The organism is Marinobacter alexandrii (assembly GCA_039984955.1).
Taxonomy (GTDB): Bacteria; Bacteroidota; Bacteroidia; order Cytophagales; family Cyclobacteriaceae; genus Ekhidna.
Window position 1 is genome coordinate 2451516 of record JBDWTN010000007.1, and the last position, 16781, is coordinate 2468296.

The 16781-nt window shown below is 40.3% G+C and carries 11 protein-coding genes; 10 read left to right on the forward strand and 1 reads right to left on the reverse strand.

Translation table 11 applies throughout. The features are described 5' to 3' along the window. The first annotated feature begins 103 nt into the window (after positions 1 to 103). From ABJQ32_17260 to ABJQ32_17270, 3 genes are read left to right on the forward strand one after another with little or no spacing between them, the layout of a single operon-like run. The gene (locus ABJQ32_17260; GenBank protein ID MEP5291407.1) at positions 104 to 589 is read left to right on the forward strand and encodes a gluconokinase; all 486 of its coding nucleotides are present in this window, start codon (positions 104 to 106) and stop codon (positions 587 to 589) included. Further along, positions 582 to 1970 carry an NADP-dependent phosphogluconate dehydrogenase gene (gene gndA, locus ABJQ32_17265; GenBank protein ID MEP5291408.1) on the forward strand — a complete coding sequence of 463 codons (1389 nt, stop codon included), beginning with the start codon at positions 582 to 584 and terminating at the stop codon, positions 1968 to 1970. The genes ABJQ32_17260 and gndA overlap by 8 nt, the downstream gene beginning before the upstream one ends. A gap of 3 nt (positions 1971 to 1973) precedes the next feature. Then, entirely contained in the window at positions 1974 to 3323 is a 1350-nt protein-coding gene (locus ABJQ32_17270) for a gluconate:H+ symporter (protein ID MEP5291409.1), read from the forward strand. A 54-nt stretch (positions 3324 to 3377) separates the two neighbouring features. On the opposite strand, the gene ABJQ32_17275 is transcribed toward ABJQ32_17270, so the two are convergent. Next, on the reverse strand, positions 3378 to 5624 hold the full coding sequence (locus ABJQ32_17275; protein MEP5291410.1) for a glycoside hydrolase family 3 N-terminal domain-containing protein: 2247 nt from the start codon (positions 5622 to 5624) through the stop codon (positions 3378 to 3380). Positions 5625 to 5816: 192 nt separating this feature from the next. On the opposite strand from ABJQ32_17275, the gene ABJQ32_17280 reads away from it, so the two are divergent. The 7 genes from ABJQ32_17280 to ABJQ32_17310 all read left to right on the forward strand — a co-directional run bounded on the left by ABJQ32_17280 (position 5817) and on the right by ABJQ32_17310 (position 16777). Next, entirely contained in the window at positions 5817 to 7193 is a 1377-nt protein-coding gene (locus ABJQ32_17280) for a sugar porter family MFS transporter (GenBank protein ID MEP5291411.1), read from the forward strand. A gap of 441 nt (positions 7194 to 7634) precedes the next feature. Beyond that, positions 7635 to 8963, forward strand: a complete 1329-nt coding sequence (locus tag ABJQ32_17285) for an amidohydrolase family protein (GenBank protein MEP5291412.1) — start codon at positions 7635 to 7637, stop codon at positions 8961 to 8963. 78 nt (positions 8964 to 9041) lie between these two features. Beyond that, positions 9042 to 11399 carry a PSD1 and planctomycete cytochrome C domain-containing protein gene (locus tag ABJQ32_17290; GenBank protein ID MEP5291413.1) on the forward strand — a complete coding sequence of 786 codons (2358 nt, stop codon included), beginning with the start codon at positions 9042 to 9044 and terminating at the stop codon, positions 11397 to 11399. Between the two features lie 11 nt (positions 11400 to 11410). After that, positions 11411 to 12895, forward strand: a complete 1485-nt coding sequence (locus ABJQ32_17295; protein MEP5291414.1) for a DUF1501 domain-containing protein — start codon at positions 11411 to 11413, stop codon at positions 12893 to 12895. Then, entirely contained in the window at positions 12896 to 13924 is a 1029-nt protein-coding gene (locus ABJQ32_17300) for a hypothetical protein (protein MEP5291415.1), read from the forward strand. Next, a complete protein-coding gene (locus ABJQ32_17305; GenBank protein MEP5291416.1) occupies positions 13921 to 14718 on the forward strand; it encodes a chitobiase/beta-hexosaminidase C-terminal domain-containing protein in 798 nt (265 codons plus the stop codon). The genes ABJQ32_17300 and ABJQ32_17305 overlap by 4 nt, the downstream gene beginning before the upstream one ends. 1 nt (position 14719) lies before the next feature. Further along, positions 14720 to 16777, forward strand: coding sequence for a chitobiase/beta-hexosaminidase C-terminal domain-containing protein (locus tag ABJQ32_17310; GenBank protein ID MEP5291417.1), 2058 nt, complete (start codon positions 14720 to 14722; stop codon positions 16775 to 16777). Positions 16778 to 16781 lie beyond the last annotated feature (4 nt).

Consider the following 16781-nt stretch of genomic DNA (forward strand, 5'->3'; position numbering starts at 1 on the left):
CTTTGAAACATACACCAGTCTATTCCGAAACGTATCTCTGTGTCACCATTTTTTTAAAAATGTGATGTTTGAGTTTGCAAGTTTTTAATAAATCAATAGTTCAATGCTCATCGTTGTAATGGGAGTCAGTGGAAGTGGTAAGTCTACCATTGGTAGAGGAATCGCAGAAAGGCTTAATCTGCCTTTTTTCGAAGGAGATGATTATCACCCTAGGAATAACGTAGAAAAAATGTCTAAAGGCATTCCACTCAATGATCGAGATAGAAAACCATGGTTAGAAACTCTAAGCGGTCTCTTATTGGATTGTCAAGAGGGATATGGAGCTGTTTTTACCTGTTCAGCGTTGAAAGAATCGTATCGTACTTTACTTTCTTCATCAGTAGAAAAGGTGCATTGGATTTTTTTACATGGCCCTAAAAAAATAATCATGAAGAGAATGCAGGAACGAAAAGGGCACTTCATGAAAGCTGAGTTACTTGATTCACAATTCAGTATCTTGGAAGAGCCCGAAGATGCGATACGTGTGGATTTGAAAAAGGATCCTAACAAAATGATTAATAATATAATAAGTCAGTTGCTTAATGAGTAAGTCATCATTTGGGTTAATAGGTTTGGGAGTAATGGGCAGAAGCCTAGCTCAGAACATCCTGAGAAATAAGTTTTCTCTTTCGGTGTATAATCGAGATACTCCAGAAGAAGCCCATGTGCTAACCAGTTTCTTAGAACATAATGCAAGTGAGATACTTCATGGCTTTACCAGTCTTAAAGAGTTTGTTGAATCACTGGATTCACCAAGAAAGATTCTCTTGATGGTGAGTGCTGGTGCGCCTGTAGATGATGTGATTGGAAAATTATTGCCTCTTCTGGAAGAGAAAGATATTGTTATTGATGGAGGAAATTCCCACTATCAGGATACTGAGAAAAGAAATGAGCGATTGGGAGAAAAACAGATTCAATACCTCGGATGCGGAATATCTGGTGGAGAAGAAGGTGCATTGAAAGGGCCTTCAATTATGCCAGGCGGAGTAGAGGAGGCTTACAAAGAAGTATCAGGAGTTCTTGAAGCTATTGCTGCAAAAGATAAAGACGGCAAGGCATGTTGTAGCTACGTTGGATCTGGAGGATCTGGTAATTTTGTGAAAACAATTCATAATGGAATTGAATATGCTGAGATGCAACTGATAGCAGAATGCTATCATTCTTTGAGTTTACATAAATCCAATGAAGAAATTGCTGAGATCTTTGAAAGGTGGAATAGAACAGACTTGTCTAGCTATTTGCTAGAGATCACGATTGAGATCTTAAGGAAGAAAGAAGGAGATAAATATCTGCTTGATCTTATTTTGGACAAAGCAGCCAACAAAGGGACAGGATCATGGTCTAGTCAAATTTCACTTGGCAATGGCATGCCCACTACCATGATGACGGATGCTGTATTTGCGAGGTATATATCTACACTTAAAGAAAAAAGAGTAGTCCTTTTCAAGATTGTTAATAGAAAAACGAGCAGTAAGGATATTGATGAGGTAATTGTGGAGGACGCTTACAGATTTGCTCGTTTGGTAAACCATCAGCAAGGGTTTTCACTGGTTAAGAAGATATCAGATACAAATGAATGGCATGTCGATTTATCTGAGATTGCAAGAGTCTGGACCAATGGGTGTATCATTCGATCTCAATTAATGGAAGAGCTTGTATCTCTTTTTAGAGATATTGAAAATATTTTCGATTCAAAAGACATGATCGCAAGGCTTTCAAAACTAGAGAACGGAGTTGCTTCTTATCTGGAAACCTCTGTGAGGGCCAAGATTTCAACACCAGTAATCTCATCAGCATACCAATACTGGTTGGGTATGATTACAGATCGCTTGCCCGCCAACTTGATCCAAGCGCAAAGAGACTTTTTTGGTGCTCATACCTATGAGCGGATTGATTCTGAGTCTGGAAAATTCTTTCATACTAATTGGTAGCGCATGATTGATTATTGGATGCTCACATCGGTATTTATCGGAGTAGCTGTGCTATTACTGCTAATTCTTGTTGTGCGATTGCAAGCATTTATTGCCATGCTTATCGCCAGTATTCTCGTTGGAATATTGGCGGGAATGCCACCTGAGGACATCATTAAAACGGTTCAAACAGGCATGGGTGGCACGCTCGGCTATGTAGCGATAGTCGTAGGTTTGGGTGCTATTTTCGGTGCTATTTTGGAACAATCTGGAGGAGCTCAAGCGGTTGCTCAATCGCTGATACGCAGATTTGGTGAAAAGAGAGCTTCCTGGGCGATGGTATTTACAGGATTCTTTGTTGCGATACCAGTATTCTTTGATGTTGCATTCATCATTTTGATACCATTAGTATATGCACTCCAAAGACGTACAGGAAAGTCGATTTTACTCTATGCGATTCCATTACTAGCCGGACTTGCAGTGACTCATTCTTTTATTCCACCTACTCCAGGACCGATAGCCATTGCGGAAATCTTGGATGTTGATCTGGGCTCAGTGATACTCTTCGGGTTCATTGTAGGTATACCAACAGCGATCATTAGCGGGCCAGTTTTTGGAAAATTCATCGCATCTAAAATATTTATTGAAGCACCGAATCAAATCGAATCATCGGATGAGGTGTTAGATACTTCACTGCTTAGAAGTACGATTGCCATTGTTGGACTGCCTATTTTATTGATTGTGGGAAATACAGTAGTAAATAGCTCTCTTTTTCCTAGTGGATCGGTCTCAGAAGTATTTAAGTCCACGATGCAAATGGTTGGCCATCCGTTTGTTGCACTGATCTTGGCCAACTTGATTGCATTGTACGTGCTTGGGACCCGGAGAGGGGTTTCTCGTGCTGAGTTGCAAAAGATGAGCACAAAGTCACTTGCTCCGGCTGGTACGATCATTCTTTTGACAGGAGCGGGAGGCGTATTTAAGCAAGTCTTGATAGATACTGGTACAGGTGCGATGTTGGCTTCATGGTTTGCTGATAAAGGACTATCCATCTTTCTTTTTGCATTTATAGTTGCTGCAATAGTTAGAGTATTGCAAGGGTCAAGTACCGTGGCTATGATTACAGCCGCAGGTCTGGTTTCGCCATTGATGGATCCAGAGAGCTCAACACTCCTCAAAGCGCTAACTGTTATTACTATCGCATCAGGAGCGTCCATCATGTCTCATGTAAATGATAGTGGCTTCTGGTTGGTAAAGCAGTATCTAGGGTTAACCGAAAAGGAATCATTTGCGAGTTGGACAGTTATGACAACTATCTTGGCCTTAACTAGCTTTATCTGCGTCCTTTTGTTGGCCTGGTTGTTATCTGTTTAGGGCAACCTTAATTAGGACGGGAAGCTAGAAGAGGAAAGAGCTTCCCGCCAATGTTTACCTGACATTAAATGAGGTCTTAATTCCTTCTTGTGCATTTGGAGCTACCCACAAATTAAACTCGCCAGCCTCAAGAACCGGTTCTCCATTTTTATTGTAAAAGCTTAGTTCTTCAATGGGAAGTAAGAAAGTTATCTCTTTCTCTTCTCCACTTTTAAGTGCGATTTTATCAAAACCGACCAGCTCTCTTATAGGTCTGGTGATACTTGCTGAAACATCCTGAAAATAATATTGAACTACTTCAGTAGCGTTTTTACTACCGGTATTAGTTAGGTTGAATTTCACCTCAACGGCATCCCCTATCTCAAAAGTCTTTTTATTTAGTCTTAGCTCAGAGTATTCAAAATCACTGTATGTAAGACCAAAACCAAAGGGGAACAACGGAGTAAAGCCATCGTCGAGGTAATGTGAATTATTCCCGAGCGAACTTTGCCAGGCCCCAATTGGGATATCATCAATACCCACAAATGATTCTTTGGATGCTGGTCTTCCCGTGTTTTTGTGATTGTAGAAAATGGGAATTTGCCCCACACTTTTTGGCCATGTTACAGGGAGTCTTCCGGATGGGGATATTTTCCCACTCAGGAGATCCACTAATGCTGGCCCACCCATCGTTCCAGGGTGCCAGGCCATGATTACCGCATCCACATCAGATAAAATATTTCCTAACGTAATCGGTCTCCCTGCCATAATTACAAGTACAATGGGTTTGTTTAGTTTGGATAGTTCTTTGATGAGCTCTTCCTGGGAACCTGGCAAGTCAATATTCGCACGGCTATGAGCTTCTCCTGAAAGGATTGCTTCTTCTCCACCAATAAACAGGATGACGTCTGAATTCTTTGCTGCTTCAATTGCTTTGGAGAATCCTTTCTTTGACTTATCTCGACTGTGGGTCAATCCAGAAACAAAGTTTACCTGACTTCCATACTGTTTTTTCAGTGTCATCAATGGGGTTATCGTGTGCTTTTGTTCGCCATCAAATGTCCAAGTGCCCAATTGTTCGTGCGGCGCATCAGCAAGGGGCCCAATCACTGCTACTTTAGTTTTAGAAAAATTGATTGGCAAGAAGTTTTTAGAATTCTTTAATAAGACCATGCTCTCCATAGCTGACTGCTTGGCAGCTTCCAAGTGGTCAGGATGATAGTCGATGTTCTCGCTTTCGAAATCAGCATTTTCAAAGAGGCCCATGTTGAATTTAATTCTCAAAATATTTTTTATCATCTCATCCAAAGTGCTTTCATCAAGTAGACCTTCCGTTATCAAATCCTTAAGGTGATCTGCATAGGCGTCACTTGTCATTTCCATGTCCATACCTGCTTTACCTGCCTTTAAAGCTGCCTCTCTTTCGTCCGCTGCATATCCATGTGGAATCATCTCTATCACGGAATTCCAGTCACTCACAACAAAACCATCAAACCCCCACTGATCCCGTAGCACATTCTGAAGGAGAAACTGATTACCTGTAGCTGGAACACCATTGAGCTCATTGAAACTGGTCATAAATGTGCCTACTCCTGCTTCCACTGCTGCTTTGAATGGTGGGAGATAGGTGTTGTAAAGTAGTTCTTCATGAATAATGGCAGTATTATAATCTCGCCCACCAATGGCGGCACCATAGCCCGCAAAATGCTTGACACAAGCAACCATAGATTCTGAGTTAGCAAGATCATCTCCCTGATACCCTCTCACAGATGCTAGTGATACTACTTCTGCTAAATAAGGATCTTCACCTGGAGATTCAGCGATACGTCCCCAGCGTGGGTCTCTGGCAATGTCAACCATCGGAGCGAAGGTCCATCGAATGCCTCGTGTTGTAGCCTCTTTTGCGGCAATCCGTGCTCCATCCTCTATCAGATCAGGGTTCCAAGAAGCTGCTTGTCCAAGTGGAATAGGAAAAATGGTCTTGAAACCATGGATAACATCTCGAGCAAAAATGAGAGGAACTCTTCGTGGGCTTTCTTCCATAGCTATTCGTTGAAGTTCTTTCACATGCTCCACATTCATCACATTGAGCATAGCACCTACTTCTCCGTTACGAACTTGTTCTTTAAGTTTTTCAGGGAGACCCTTTTCTCTGGATGATGTACCCCTTAGAGCAGTTTGACCAATCTTTTCTTCCAGCGTCATCAAACTCAAAAGACTATCTATTTTCTGTTCAGCGCCCGATTGACTTTTATTGCTAGTCAAATCATTGCATGAAAGGATAGATATGCTGACAAATGTTAGGGTGAAAAAGCACTTCATAGTTGTATACATGTATTGAAAGCAATAGTATGAAAAGCTCTTTCTACATGGCTGGACAATAGTTTCAAAATAGCGGGGTATTTGGTCTAAAGGATTACCTCAAAGGTCATCTTAGCTTTAAGATGATTATTCTTGACACCTAGTTTTCTAAAGCAGATACAGAATGATTGCCCCAACTAACCCAACTAAATGATGAAAAAAAATAATCTACTCCTCATAACTATTATAGCATCACTAGGAGGTCTTCTCTTTGGCTATGATACTGGTGTAATCAATGGCACACAATTCTATTTTAGCAAGTACTTTGAGCTAACGGATGGTATGAAGGGTGATATTGTCAGCAGTGCTTTATATGGATGTGTTCTTGGAGCTGTCTTTTCTGGTGTTCTAAGTGATTGGATAGGCAGAAAAAAGTCGCTTGTTATATCAGCAATTTTATTTACCATTTCCGCTTGGGGCTCTGGATTACCATCATTTCTACCCGAAAGTCTGAACCTACTCATATTCTTTCGACTGATTGGAGGAGTCGGAATTGGCATAGCATCTATGAATGCTCCTATGTATATAGCTGAAATTTCTCCTAGTCGGAAAAGAGGTCAAATGGTGACCTTTTATCAGATGGCTATTGTAACTGGATTCTTTGTTGTGTTCTTGGCGACCTATTTTATTGGTAATTCGGGAGATTTAGAATATCGTATTGCAAATGGATGGAGAGACATGTTTTGGTCTGAGTTAATTCCATGCGGCCTTTTTCTTATTCTCTTATTTTTTGTTCCGAAAAGCCCGAGATGGCTCTTAATCAAGGGGCGAAAGGATGAGGCAAGAGTTATTCTTGAGAAAATTCACGGTGCTGATGAAGCAAAGGTAGAGTTCAATCAAATCATTGAATCAATTGAGAAAAGTGACAAGACGTCAATAAAAAGCATTATAAAAAAACCTCTGTTGCAAATAGTTCTTATTGGTACTGCTCTTTCAGTATTGCAACAATTCACTGGGATAAATGCTGTGCTATATTATGGTGCAGATATCTTTGAGAAGGCATTAGGCTTTGGTGAAGAGGATGTATTATCTCAGCAAATTTTATTGGCAGGAGTAAATTTTGGATTCACGTTTTTAGCCATGTTTACGGTAGATAAATGGGGTCGGAAGCCTTTAATTATTACAGGATCACTTGGAATGATTTTGGGTTTTGGTTTACTGAGTCTAACACTAATGACTGAATCTGTGGGTCTACTGTCTTTATTAGGTATACTGATCTTTATTGCCTCTTTTGCAATGTCAATGGGTCCTGTCGTTTGGGTCCTTCTTTCAGAGATGTTTCCAAATAAAATTAGAGGTTTAGCTATGTCAATAGCAGTAGCAGCCCAGTGGCTATTTAATGGAGTGGTAGCGCAAACATTTCCAAGAGTGATGGGTAGTGAAATAAACTCCGCTTCTCCATGGAATGGATCTCTTCCCTATTTCATTTTCATTGTATTTATCGCGTTAACGATCATTCTAACTAAGAAATTCATACCTGAAACCAAAGGAAAATCATTGGAAGAATTAGAGAATGTGTGGGAAAATTGATATAGCAGAATGTATGATTGTTTGCAGTATGACAAACTTGCTAAAATTTTTGTAACATAATAAATTCGTTCGTTTTGGTCTAGGGCATCTTCAATTAGATTTTGAAATGCTCTTGAGAATTCCGTTTTACGGATAATAAAATCTCATTTTTGTTAAAAAGCATTTATTTTGAGGTTCTCATTTGGTATTTGAATAAATTCCGTTGAAAATTCAGGCTGATGAATATCGAAAAATAAATCCATTGTTTGACCCGCTATTAGCGGGGAGTTTGGATTTATAACAACTAACAACCTGAATTTTAGGAATTTATTCATAGCCTTGGGCTTTTTGCTTCGTTTTTGGGCTAAGCCAAAAATGAAGAACCCGTCCGGTTCAAGGACATACATTGAATAAACAAGGACTCCTTAATTTTGTATCTTATCAAGTATTAACGGAATCTTTATGCGATATCTACATCTTTTTTTCATCTCTTTTCTTACTATTTCATCATCTTTTTCACAGCTAAAGGCATTGGTTGGAGGAACACTCATTGATGGTTTTGGGTCAACGCCCATTAAAAATAGCATCATCATCATTGAAGGAGATCGAATCAAGGCTATTGGACAAGTTGGAACATTAGAAATACCAAAAGGATCTGAAATTATTTCAACGGAAGGGATGAGTGTGATGCCTGGACTGTGGGATATGCATGTCCATCTCATGATCAACGGGCATGCTGATTATGCTTATTGGGATAAAACCTATCCACCATTGTTTGAAGAGGTCATTATGCCCGCCTCCGCCCACCAACTTTTGATGGCTGGGGTAACAAGCGCCCGAGATTTAGGTGGGCCTTTGAAGGAAAGTCTGAGCGTAAGAGATCGAATCGCAAAAGGAGAAATTCCAGGGCCAACTTTATACGTGTCTGGGCCATTTATTCAAAAAAAGCCATATCCTGGAACCGAAGCATTTAGGTGGGGAGTAGCTAATGAAAAGGAAGCTAGAGAAAAAGTTAGTCGCTTAGCGAAAGCTGGTGTTGACTGCATTAAGCTAATCGACCAAGATCAAATGTCGCAAAATGTTGTAAATGCAATAGTAGATGAAGCACATAAAAATGATTTGACAGTCGTGGCTCATGGGCATAGGCCTGAAGAAATAAGGAAAGGTTTGTTGGCAGGTGTTGATTGTTTTGAGCACACCGGACTATCCAGTTCTCCAGAATACCCTGTAGATGTGATGGAAATGATCAAAGAACGTACTGCTCAAATGAACCTTGGTCCACTATACTGGACACCAACTGTAGAAGGGCTTTATAATTATGAATACGTAAGAGACAATCAAGAAAAATTGGATAACCCTGAGTGGCATTTGGGTTTGCCTGATACAGTTGTTTCAGATATCAAAAATTCATTTCAACACCCAGATCGACTTCCCTACTTTCAGCTAACACCCATTAGAAAACCTACTTTAGAGCGAAAGGTAAACCAACTAAAAGACGCGGGAGTTGTGCTGCTCATTGGCACAGATAGTGGAATACCAATGAAATTCCATATACAATCCACTTGGAATGAATTAGATGTCTGGGTAAACGAATTTGGTTTTGATCCAATGTATACGATAAGAGCTGCTACATATTGGCCAGCTAAAATTATGGGTGTAGAGAAAGAATATGGAACCATTTCTGAAGGCAAATACGCTGATATTATTGCCATAAAAGGTGATGTGCTCAGATATATATCACTACTTCAAGAAGTTGATATGGTAATAAAGCATGGAGAAAGGGTTAAGTAGCCAGTTGATAATCTTACTAATCATCTTTTAAATCTATGAAGTACAATGTAACTTGAAGTTTTATTATATAAACGGCATTTGGACACATTTAACCCAATTTTTAAGCAAAGATTTCGTTCTTTTATTAACCTTATTTCATGGGCCATTTTTGGGGGAGCGATTATTTATTCATGTAGTACTTCTCGAAATGAGGAAGCTTCTTTTGAAATAGAAGAGGCAATCCCACAGGTCATTGATTTCAACTTTCACATAAAGCCAATCATTTCTGATCGATGTTTCAAGTGCCATGGGCCTGATCCTAAAACCAGAGAAGCTGGACTTTCCTTGCATACCAAAAAGTTGGCTTTTGGGGCACTTGGAGAGAAAACTAAACATTTTGCGCTCGTTGCTGGAGATACGGGAAATAGTACGCTGATTCAGCGGATACTATCATCAGATCCAGGCGAGGTTATGCCACCACCAGAGTCTAATCTCACATTGTCAGAACGGGAAAAGCAATTACTTATTAAGTGGGTAGAACAAGGCGCAGAATGGAAACCTCACTGGGCATTCATCCCACCAAAGAACTCAGAAGTTCCAGAGGTAGGGAATAGTGACTGGGCGAAAAATGAAATTGATTATTTCATTCTCAAAAAATTGGAAGAGAAGTCGTTTAAACCTTCTAAAATAGCACCCAAAGAAAAACTCCTAAGAAGAGTTTCGTTTGACCTAACCGGGTTGCCTCCGACCATTTCAGAGTTAGAGTCATTTCTCAATAATGCCTCTTCGGATGCTTTTGAGAAACAAGTAGATCGCTTACTTGCATCACCCGCATATGGAGAAAGAATGGCAATCGATTGGATGGAGCTAGCACGATATGCTGATACGCATGGCTATCAAGATGACTTTGAACGAATAATGTGGCCATGGCGTGATTGGGTGATACACTCTTTCAATAAAAACCAAGCATACAATGAATTTGTAAAATGGCAATTGGCCGGAGACCTTATGCCTGCGGCTTCTTTAGAAATGATTGTTGCTACGGCCTTCAATAGAAATCATAAAATCACTGCAGAGGGAGGAGTGATACCAGAAGAATACCGAACAGAATATGTTGCGGACAGAGGCCAAACAGTGAGTACTGCTTTCATGGGATTGACCATGGAATGCTCCAGATGTCATGATCATAAATATGATCCAATCACACAGAAGGACTATTTTTCAATGTTTGCCTTCTTCAATAATATTCCGGAAGTAGGATTGATTGAAATGCAGGATGTTGCGGCAGATCCACATATAAAAATTTCCAAAAAGGACATTGATGGTATTCTGTCTTTTATCAACAATAGGAATGATGAAGAAGAGATTCCATTAATGGTGATGCGTGAGATGAAGAAACCTCGAAAAACATTCATTCTTAATCGCGGTATATATGACCAACCATTAGAACAAGTTGATCCAGCAACTCCGGAATTTATTTTTGACTTTGACGAAGGCTTTAGTAGAGACCGATTGGGATTAGCTAATTGGCTGTTTGATGAAAGAAACCCTCTTACTGCACGTGTAGCTGTAAACCGACTTTGGCAACAGCTATTTGGCCAGGGTATTGTCTCTACCCCTTATGATTTTGGAAATCAAGGAGCCCTGCCTTCCCACCCTGAGTTATTAGACTTTCTTGCAGTCAAATATGAGAAAGAAGGTTGGAATACAAAGAAAATGTTGAAGTATATGGTGATGTCCGCAACCTATCAGCAATCGAGTAATGCAACTCCGGAGATGGTCAGAAAGGACCCGGAAAATCAATACTTGGCGAGGGCTTCCAGACTAAGGTTAAGTGCCGAGATGTTGCGAGATCAAGCCCTGCAATTAAGCGGTCTTTTGAATGAAGAAATTGGAGGTCCTAGTGTAAAACCGTATCAACCAGAAGGGCTTTGGAAAGAGACCACAGGGGGAGGTGGTGGAAGCACTGCTCAATATGAGATAGACTCGGGAAATCTGGTTTATCGCAAAAGCCTGTATACCTTCTGGAAACGGACTGTGCCCCCACCAAATATGATCACATTTGATGCCGCATCCAGAGATTTATGTACTGTTAAGCGACAGCAAACAAGTACACCATTGCAAGCACTAGTTTTACTGAATGATCCACAGTTTATTGAGGCAAGTCGATCGCTTGCTGAAGAAGCATTATCCAATAAAAGCGACCCTGCTGAGATAATGAAGTTTATGTTTAGAAGAGCGACATCCAGAATGCCGTCGGAAGAAGAATTGTTAGTATTGAATGAATATTTCGAAGAGGAGAGAGTAGCATTTTCTAATGAACCAAGTCGTGCTAAAGCATACCTGGCAATTGGAAGAAGCGAAGTGAAATCTTCTCTAGATACTGTGGAGTTGGCTGCATATGCAATTGTAGCACACGCGATTCTCAATTTGGATGAAGCAATTACACGAGGTTAAATGACCCTGTTATGAAGAAAATTCTAGAGGAATATGCATTGAATGAAAATAGGCGAGCCTTCTTGGGGAAAATGGCTTTAGGTGCTGGTTCCGTAGCTTTGGGAGGACTCATGGGAATGAATTTTCTGAGAGAAGAAAAAGGCATAATCTCTACCGATACGGGAACCTCTGGTGTACGAGGGGCATTAAATGCATTACACCATCCCGCCAAAGCGAAAAGAGTAATCTACTTATTTCAAAGTGGGGGGCCTTCACAGCTGGAATTATTTGACCATAAGCCACTCTTAAATCAAAGAAGAGGAGAGGATCTGCCAGAATCTATCAGAGATGGTCAACGACTGACAGGGATGACTTCCGATCAAAATTCGTTCCCTCTTGTTGGTTCTCAGTTTGGTTTCAAAAAACATGGGCAAAACGGAACTGAGATTGGCAACATATTACCATACACCTCAAAAATTGTTGACGAGCTTTGCATTATTCGATCTATGCATACCGAAGCGATCAATCACGATCCAGCGATCACCTTTTTTCAGACAGGATCACAGCAGCCGGGTCGTCCGAGTATTGGCTCCTGGATGAGCTACGGGCTGGGAAGTGAAAATGAAAACCTACCTACTTTTTCGGTACTTCTTTCAAGAGGAACAGGTAGACCCAATGGACAGCCCTTGTACTCCAGACTATGGGGAAATGGATTCTTACATTCACTACATCAAGGGGTACAATTCAGAGCAGCGAAAGATCCAGTTCTTTATTTAAATGATCCCGATGGAATGACACGTCAAAGTCGAAGACAAATGTTGGATAAGCTATTTCAACTAAATAGCATGCAGTTTGAAGAGACTGGAGATCCAGAAATTAACAGTAGGATTTCGCAGTATGAAATGGCCTATCGAATGCAGACTTCAGTTCCTGAAGTCATGGATATCCAAAATGAGCCAGATCATATTTACAAAATGTATGGCCCTGATTCATTGAAGCCTGGAACGTTCGCCGCAAATTGTATTCTTGCCAGGCGGTTGGCTGAGAAGGGTGTACGCTTCATTCAACTGTATCATATGGGTTGGGATCAACACGATAATCTCCCAGGAGCTATTCAAAAGCAAGCGATGGATGTAGATCAAGCCTCGGCTGCCCTGGTAATGGATTTGAAGCAACGTGGAATGCTAGAAGATACGCTGGTGATATGGGGAGGAGAATTTGGACGCACTAACTACTCTCAAGGAACACTTACGGATGCCAATTATGGAAGAGATCATCACCCTCGCTGCTTTTCTATGTGGATGGCAGGAGGAGGTATCAAACCTGGAATTGTATATGGAGAGACCGATGAGTTTGGTTACAACATTGTGAAAGACCCAGTTCATGTACATGACTTTCAAGCTACGCTTTTACATCAGCTAGGAGTTGATCATGAACGTTTAGTTTACAAATATCAAGGCCGACGTTTCCGATTGACAGACGTAGAGGGCCATGTAGTAAAAGACATTTTGAGTTAGATGAAAAGAAGAAAATTCATCAAAAAAAGCTCATTGGGTGTCATAGGTGTTGGGATAGGGCTAACAAATTTTGCTAGCAAAGAGGCTAAAGATCAAATCATCGGACATGGAGACTTTCGCTACAAAATTGATCTCAATTGGGGCGTATTAAATTCCCAACATTATCCTGTCAGAGATTGCCATGAAATGGTACAGGATAGTCAAGGAAGAATCATCCTGCTGACTAACCATACAGATAATAATGTCATCATCTATGACAAGTCTGGAAAGCTTATTAAAACATGGGGGAATGAATTTCCTGGCGCACATGGCTTGACTATTTCAGATGAAGGAGGGGAAGATTTTTTGTACATCACAGATACAGAATTGCATCAAGTGATGAAAACGACGCTAGATGGGCAAATTGTTATGAAACTAGCATACCCTATCGAAGCAGAAGAGTATGGCAATGCCAACACTTACCTTCCCACTGAAACTGCTGTTGCTGCCAATGGAGATATTTACGTTGCTGATGGATATGGTGAACAGTACATCATGCAGTATGATTCGAATGGTACATTGAAGAATGTATTTGGAGGTAAAGGGACTGAGGAATTCAATTTTGGGAATGCTCACGGCATTTGCATAGATAGTCGGAAGGAAGAACCCACCCTTTTAGTTACTGATCGAATGGTGAATAAACTAAAACGATTCACTCTGGATGGAGAATATTTAGAGAGCATTCACCTCCCAGGAGCATTCATCTGCAGACCTGTAATAAAAAATAAAGAAGTATATCTAGCTACCATTTGGTCAGGGGATGGCTCTGGTGGAACTGGATTCGTGTCTATCCTCGACAAGAATAATAAATTAGTTTCCGCACCAGGAGGAACGAATCCAATCTATGAAAAGGGTGAGCTAAAGGAAATGAGACAGGCATTTCAAATCTTTCAACATCCTCATGATGTATGTATTGACGAAGATGATAGTTTATATATTCCACAGTGGAATGCCTCAGGTTCATATCCAATAAAACTAGTGCGAGTATGAGATACATATTGGTGAAATATGGGATTATGGCATCTTTGATTTTTCTGGCTTCTAAAGCAGAAGGCCAGAGGTATGCACAAACCAGCGAATTCCAGCTTTCCTCACCAAAAATTAGTTCAAGCACTATCTATTTCATTAATCAAACTGATATTGAAATAGACTTAGATATTGATGGCGTAGTAATTCACTATACTACAGACGGCTCAATACCCACCAAAGAAAGCGATATCTATAAATCGAAAATTAGTATAGATCAGAGTGTTCAAATTAAGGCCAAAGCTTGGCATGAGGATTTCCAACCAAGTATAGTTGTAGAATTATCCGTATTCAAATTAAACCCCAACAGTACGATCAAGCTTGAAGTGTCACCTGACCCTTCAGAGTCATATCCTGGAAAAGGGATTAGTGGACTGACGAACCAAATAAAAGGAAGTGCTGATTTCCGAGATGGACATTGGTTAGGTTTTTCGGCAGATACCATTGAGATGAAAGTTGAGCTAGAAAAGAGGATGGATATTCCGAAGGTGTACCTAAGTCTTCTTGAAGATCAGAGATCTTGGATTTTTGTGCCTGTTTCTGTTGAAGCTTGGTTAGGAAATGAACAAGTAACCTTGTGGGAAAAGGATCGGCTACAAAATGAACTGAAGTCTTTTCAATACATCCAATTGACGATTCCTAGAAAAAATGTGAAGGAAGTGACGATTAAAATCATGATGAATAGAATTCCTGATTGGCATCTGGGTACAGGGTCAATACCTTGGTTTTTCGTTGACGAAGTATTTATTCAGAAATAAGATGCAGGAAGAGGCTCAATTTTATCTTAACGTAGCTCGTTTTCACCCACTGATTGTGCATATGCCTATTGGCATTCTTTTTTTTGCATTGATATTGGAATTGTTAAAACACTGGAAAAAAAGAACCGATTTAGACTTTTCTATCAGTGCAGCCCTATTACTGGGTGCAGCCTCTTCAATTTTTGCGGCAATCACAGGGTGGTTATTATCTGAAGAAGGAGGTTATCAGCCTGAAGCACTCTTTTGGCATAAGTGGATGGGTATTTCCCTTACAATAGGATCATTAATAGCATTGCTTTTTCATCTCACTAAATCGGAAAAACTCCAGCGATTCTCATTCCCAACACTACTCATTACATCTATCCTTTTGATTATCACGGGGCACCTTGGTGGCAATATCACGCATGGTGAAGATTATCTGTTCACCAAACCTCCAGAGGAGGTGACACTTTCAGGAGATATTAATCAGGTTCAAGTTTATGAAGGACTAATAGCACCCATTTTGACCAGAAAATGCAACAGTTGCCATAATCAATCGAAGACAAAAGGAGACTTGATTATGACGACCTACGCAGGCCTCTTTGCAGGAGGAAAATCTGGAGGCATTTTTGATTTTGCAGATGTTGAGAATAGTGAGCTATTGAAACGAATTCATCTTCCGAATACGGATGATAAACATATGCCTCCCGAAGGGAAGCTACAACTAACAGAAGATGAGATGACATTACTAGCCTGGTGGATAAAAAATAAGGCTTGCGAACGCTGCATTGTATCAGAGATAACTGAAAAAGAAGAAGTACAAGCAATTTTGGATGCACTTGAGAATAGTGAGCCAAAGTATGATGTAGATCCCTTGAATGAAAAGGATTTTGAAGAATTAAGAGCTTTGAATATTTCCGTTTATCCTGTCGCGGAAGACCATCCAATGGTGTTGATCAATTTAGCTTACCGAACAGATCTAGATAAAGCTGATTTTAAGAAGTTGAGATCTATAGCAGAAAATGTATTAGAGTTCAATTTGGCTGGATCGAATTTGAACGATGAGCTGGCTGAAAACCTATCATATTTTAAGAACCTGAGGAAATTGCAACTTCAGAACACTTCAATTTCAAATGATGCATTGAAGTATGTGTCTGAGTTGGAAAATTTGGAGTCTTTGAATCTGTATCAGACAGAAATTTCAGACTATGGGATTGAGGAATTGATGAAGCTTTCAAAACTGGAGCAGCTATATTTATGGCAAACTAAGGCCTCTGCCGAGTTTGTAGAGAAGCTCCAGAAAAATACAGCCGAGCTAACGATTCAGTACGAAATCCCTGATGATATCTTTGGAAATAACGCGCTAATTTCTCCAGAAATTAAAGTGTCAAATCCTATTTTTTCAGACCGAACGACTGTTGAACTCTCTTCAGGGTTGAATGGTGTAAGCATTTATTACACAACTGATGGATCGAATCCTGATACCACCAGTCTTCGGTATACAGAGCCTTTCCAGATTAGTGAATCACTTGTTTTACAGTCCGTGAGTTATAAGCAGGGTTGGAGAATAAGTGAGCCATCGACAAAGAAGTTGATTAAGGTAGGAACTGTACCTAAAAAAGTAAGACTGCAGAGACCACCAAATGAAGCCTATGCTGGAAATGGAGCACAATCACTCATTGATCGGAAAAAAGGAACGCAGGATTTTAGGGATGGACTCTGGCTAGGTTATCAGGGAGAAAGTCTACTTGCAATACTTGAACTGGATGGCACAAAAAAGGTAACAGAAGTAGTCGTAAGTGCATTATCAGATCAGGGAAGCTGGATCTTTTACCCAAAAAGTATTGAAGTGTATGTTTCCCTTGATGGAGAAAACTATGAACTAGCCGGACAGTTGGATATTCCGCTACTAAAACCTGAGTTATTTGTATCCGGTATGGAATATTTTGAAGTGCCTGTCGACTTGGATAAGGCAGTCTCAGCTAAAATCACTGTAAAAAGTCATATCACGAATCCAGATTGGCATTCCAACCCTGGAGAGAAGTGCTGGCTTTTTGTTGACGAAATTCTATTGCTTTAGAGGA

What these genes read in the sequence shown, in the direction of transcription:
- ABJQ32_17275 (MEP5291410.1), bottom strand. Translation starts at nt 5,624, where the DNA reads ATGAAGTGCTTTTTCACCCTAACATTTGTCAGCATATCTATCCTTTCA.
- ABJQ32_17280 (MEP5291411.1), top strand. Translation starts at nt 5,817, where the DNA reads ATGAAAAAAAATAATCTACTCCTCATAACTATTATAGCATCACTAGGA.
- ABJQ32_17295 (MEP5291414.1), top strand. Translation starts at nt 11,411, where the DNA reads ATGAAGAAAATTCTAGAGGAATATGCATTGAATGAAAATAGGCGAGCC.
- ABJQ32_17285 (MEP5291412.1), top strand. Translation starts at nt 7,635, where the DNA reads ATGCGATATCTACATCTTTTTTTCATCTCTTTTCTTACTATTTCATCA.
- ABJQ32_17310 (MEP5291417.1), top strand. Translation starts at nt 14,720, where the DNA reads ATGCAGGAAGAGGCTCAATTTTATCTTAACGTAGCTCGTTTTCACCCA.
- ABJQ32_17300 (MEP5291415.1), top strand. Translation starts at nt 12,896, where the DNA reads ATGAAAAGAAGAAAATTCATCAAAAAAAGCTCATTGGGTGTCATAGGT.
- ABJQ32_17260 (MEP5291407.1), top strand. Translation starts at nt 104, where the DNA reads ATGCTCATCGTTGTAATGGGAGTCAGTGGAAGTGGTAAGTCTACCATT.
- gndA (MEP5291408.1), top strand. Translation starts at nt 582, where the DNA reads ATGAGTAAGTCATCATTTGGGTTAATAGGTTTGGGAGTAATGGGCAGA.
- ABJQ32_17270 (MEP5291409.1), top strand. Translation starts at nt 1,974, where the DNA reads ATGATTGATTATTGGATGCTCACATCGGTATTTATCGGAGTAGCTGTG.
- ABJQ32_17305 (MEP5291416.1), top strand. Translation starts at nt 13,921, where the DNA reads ATGAGATACATATTGGTGAAATATGGGATTATGGCATCTTTGATTTTT.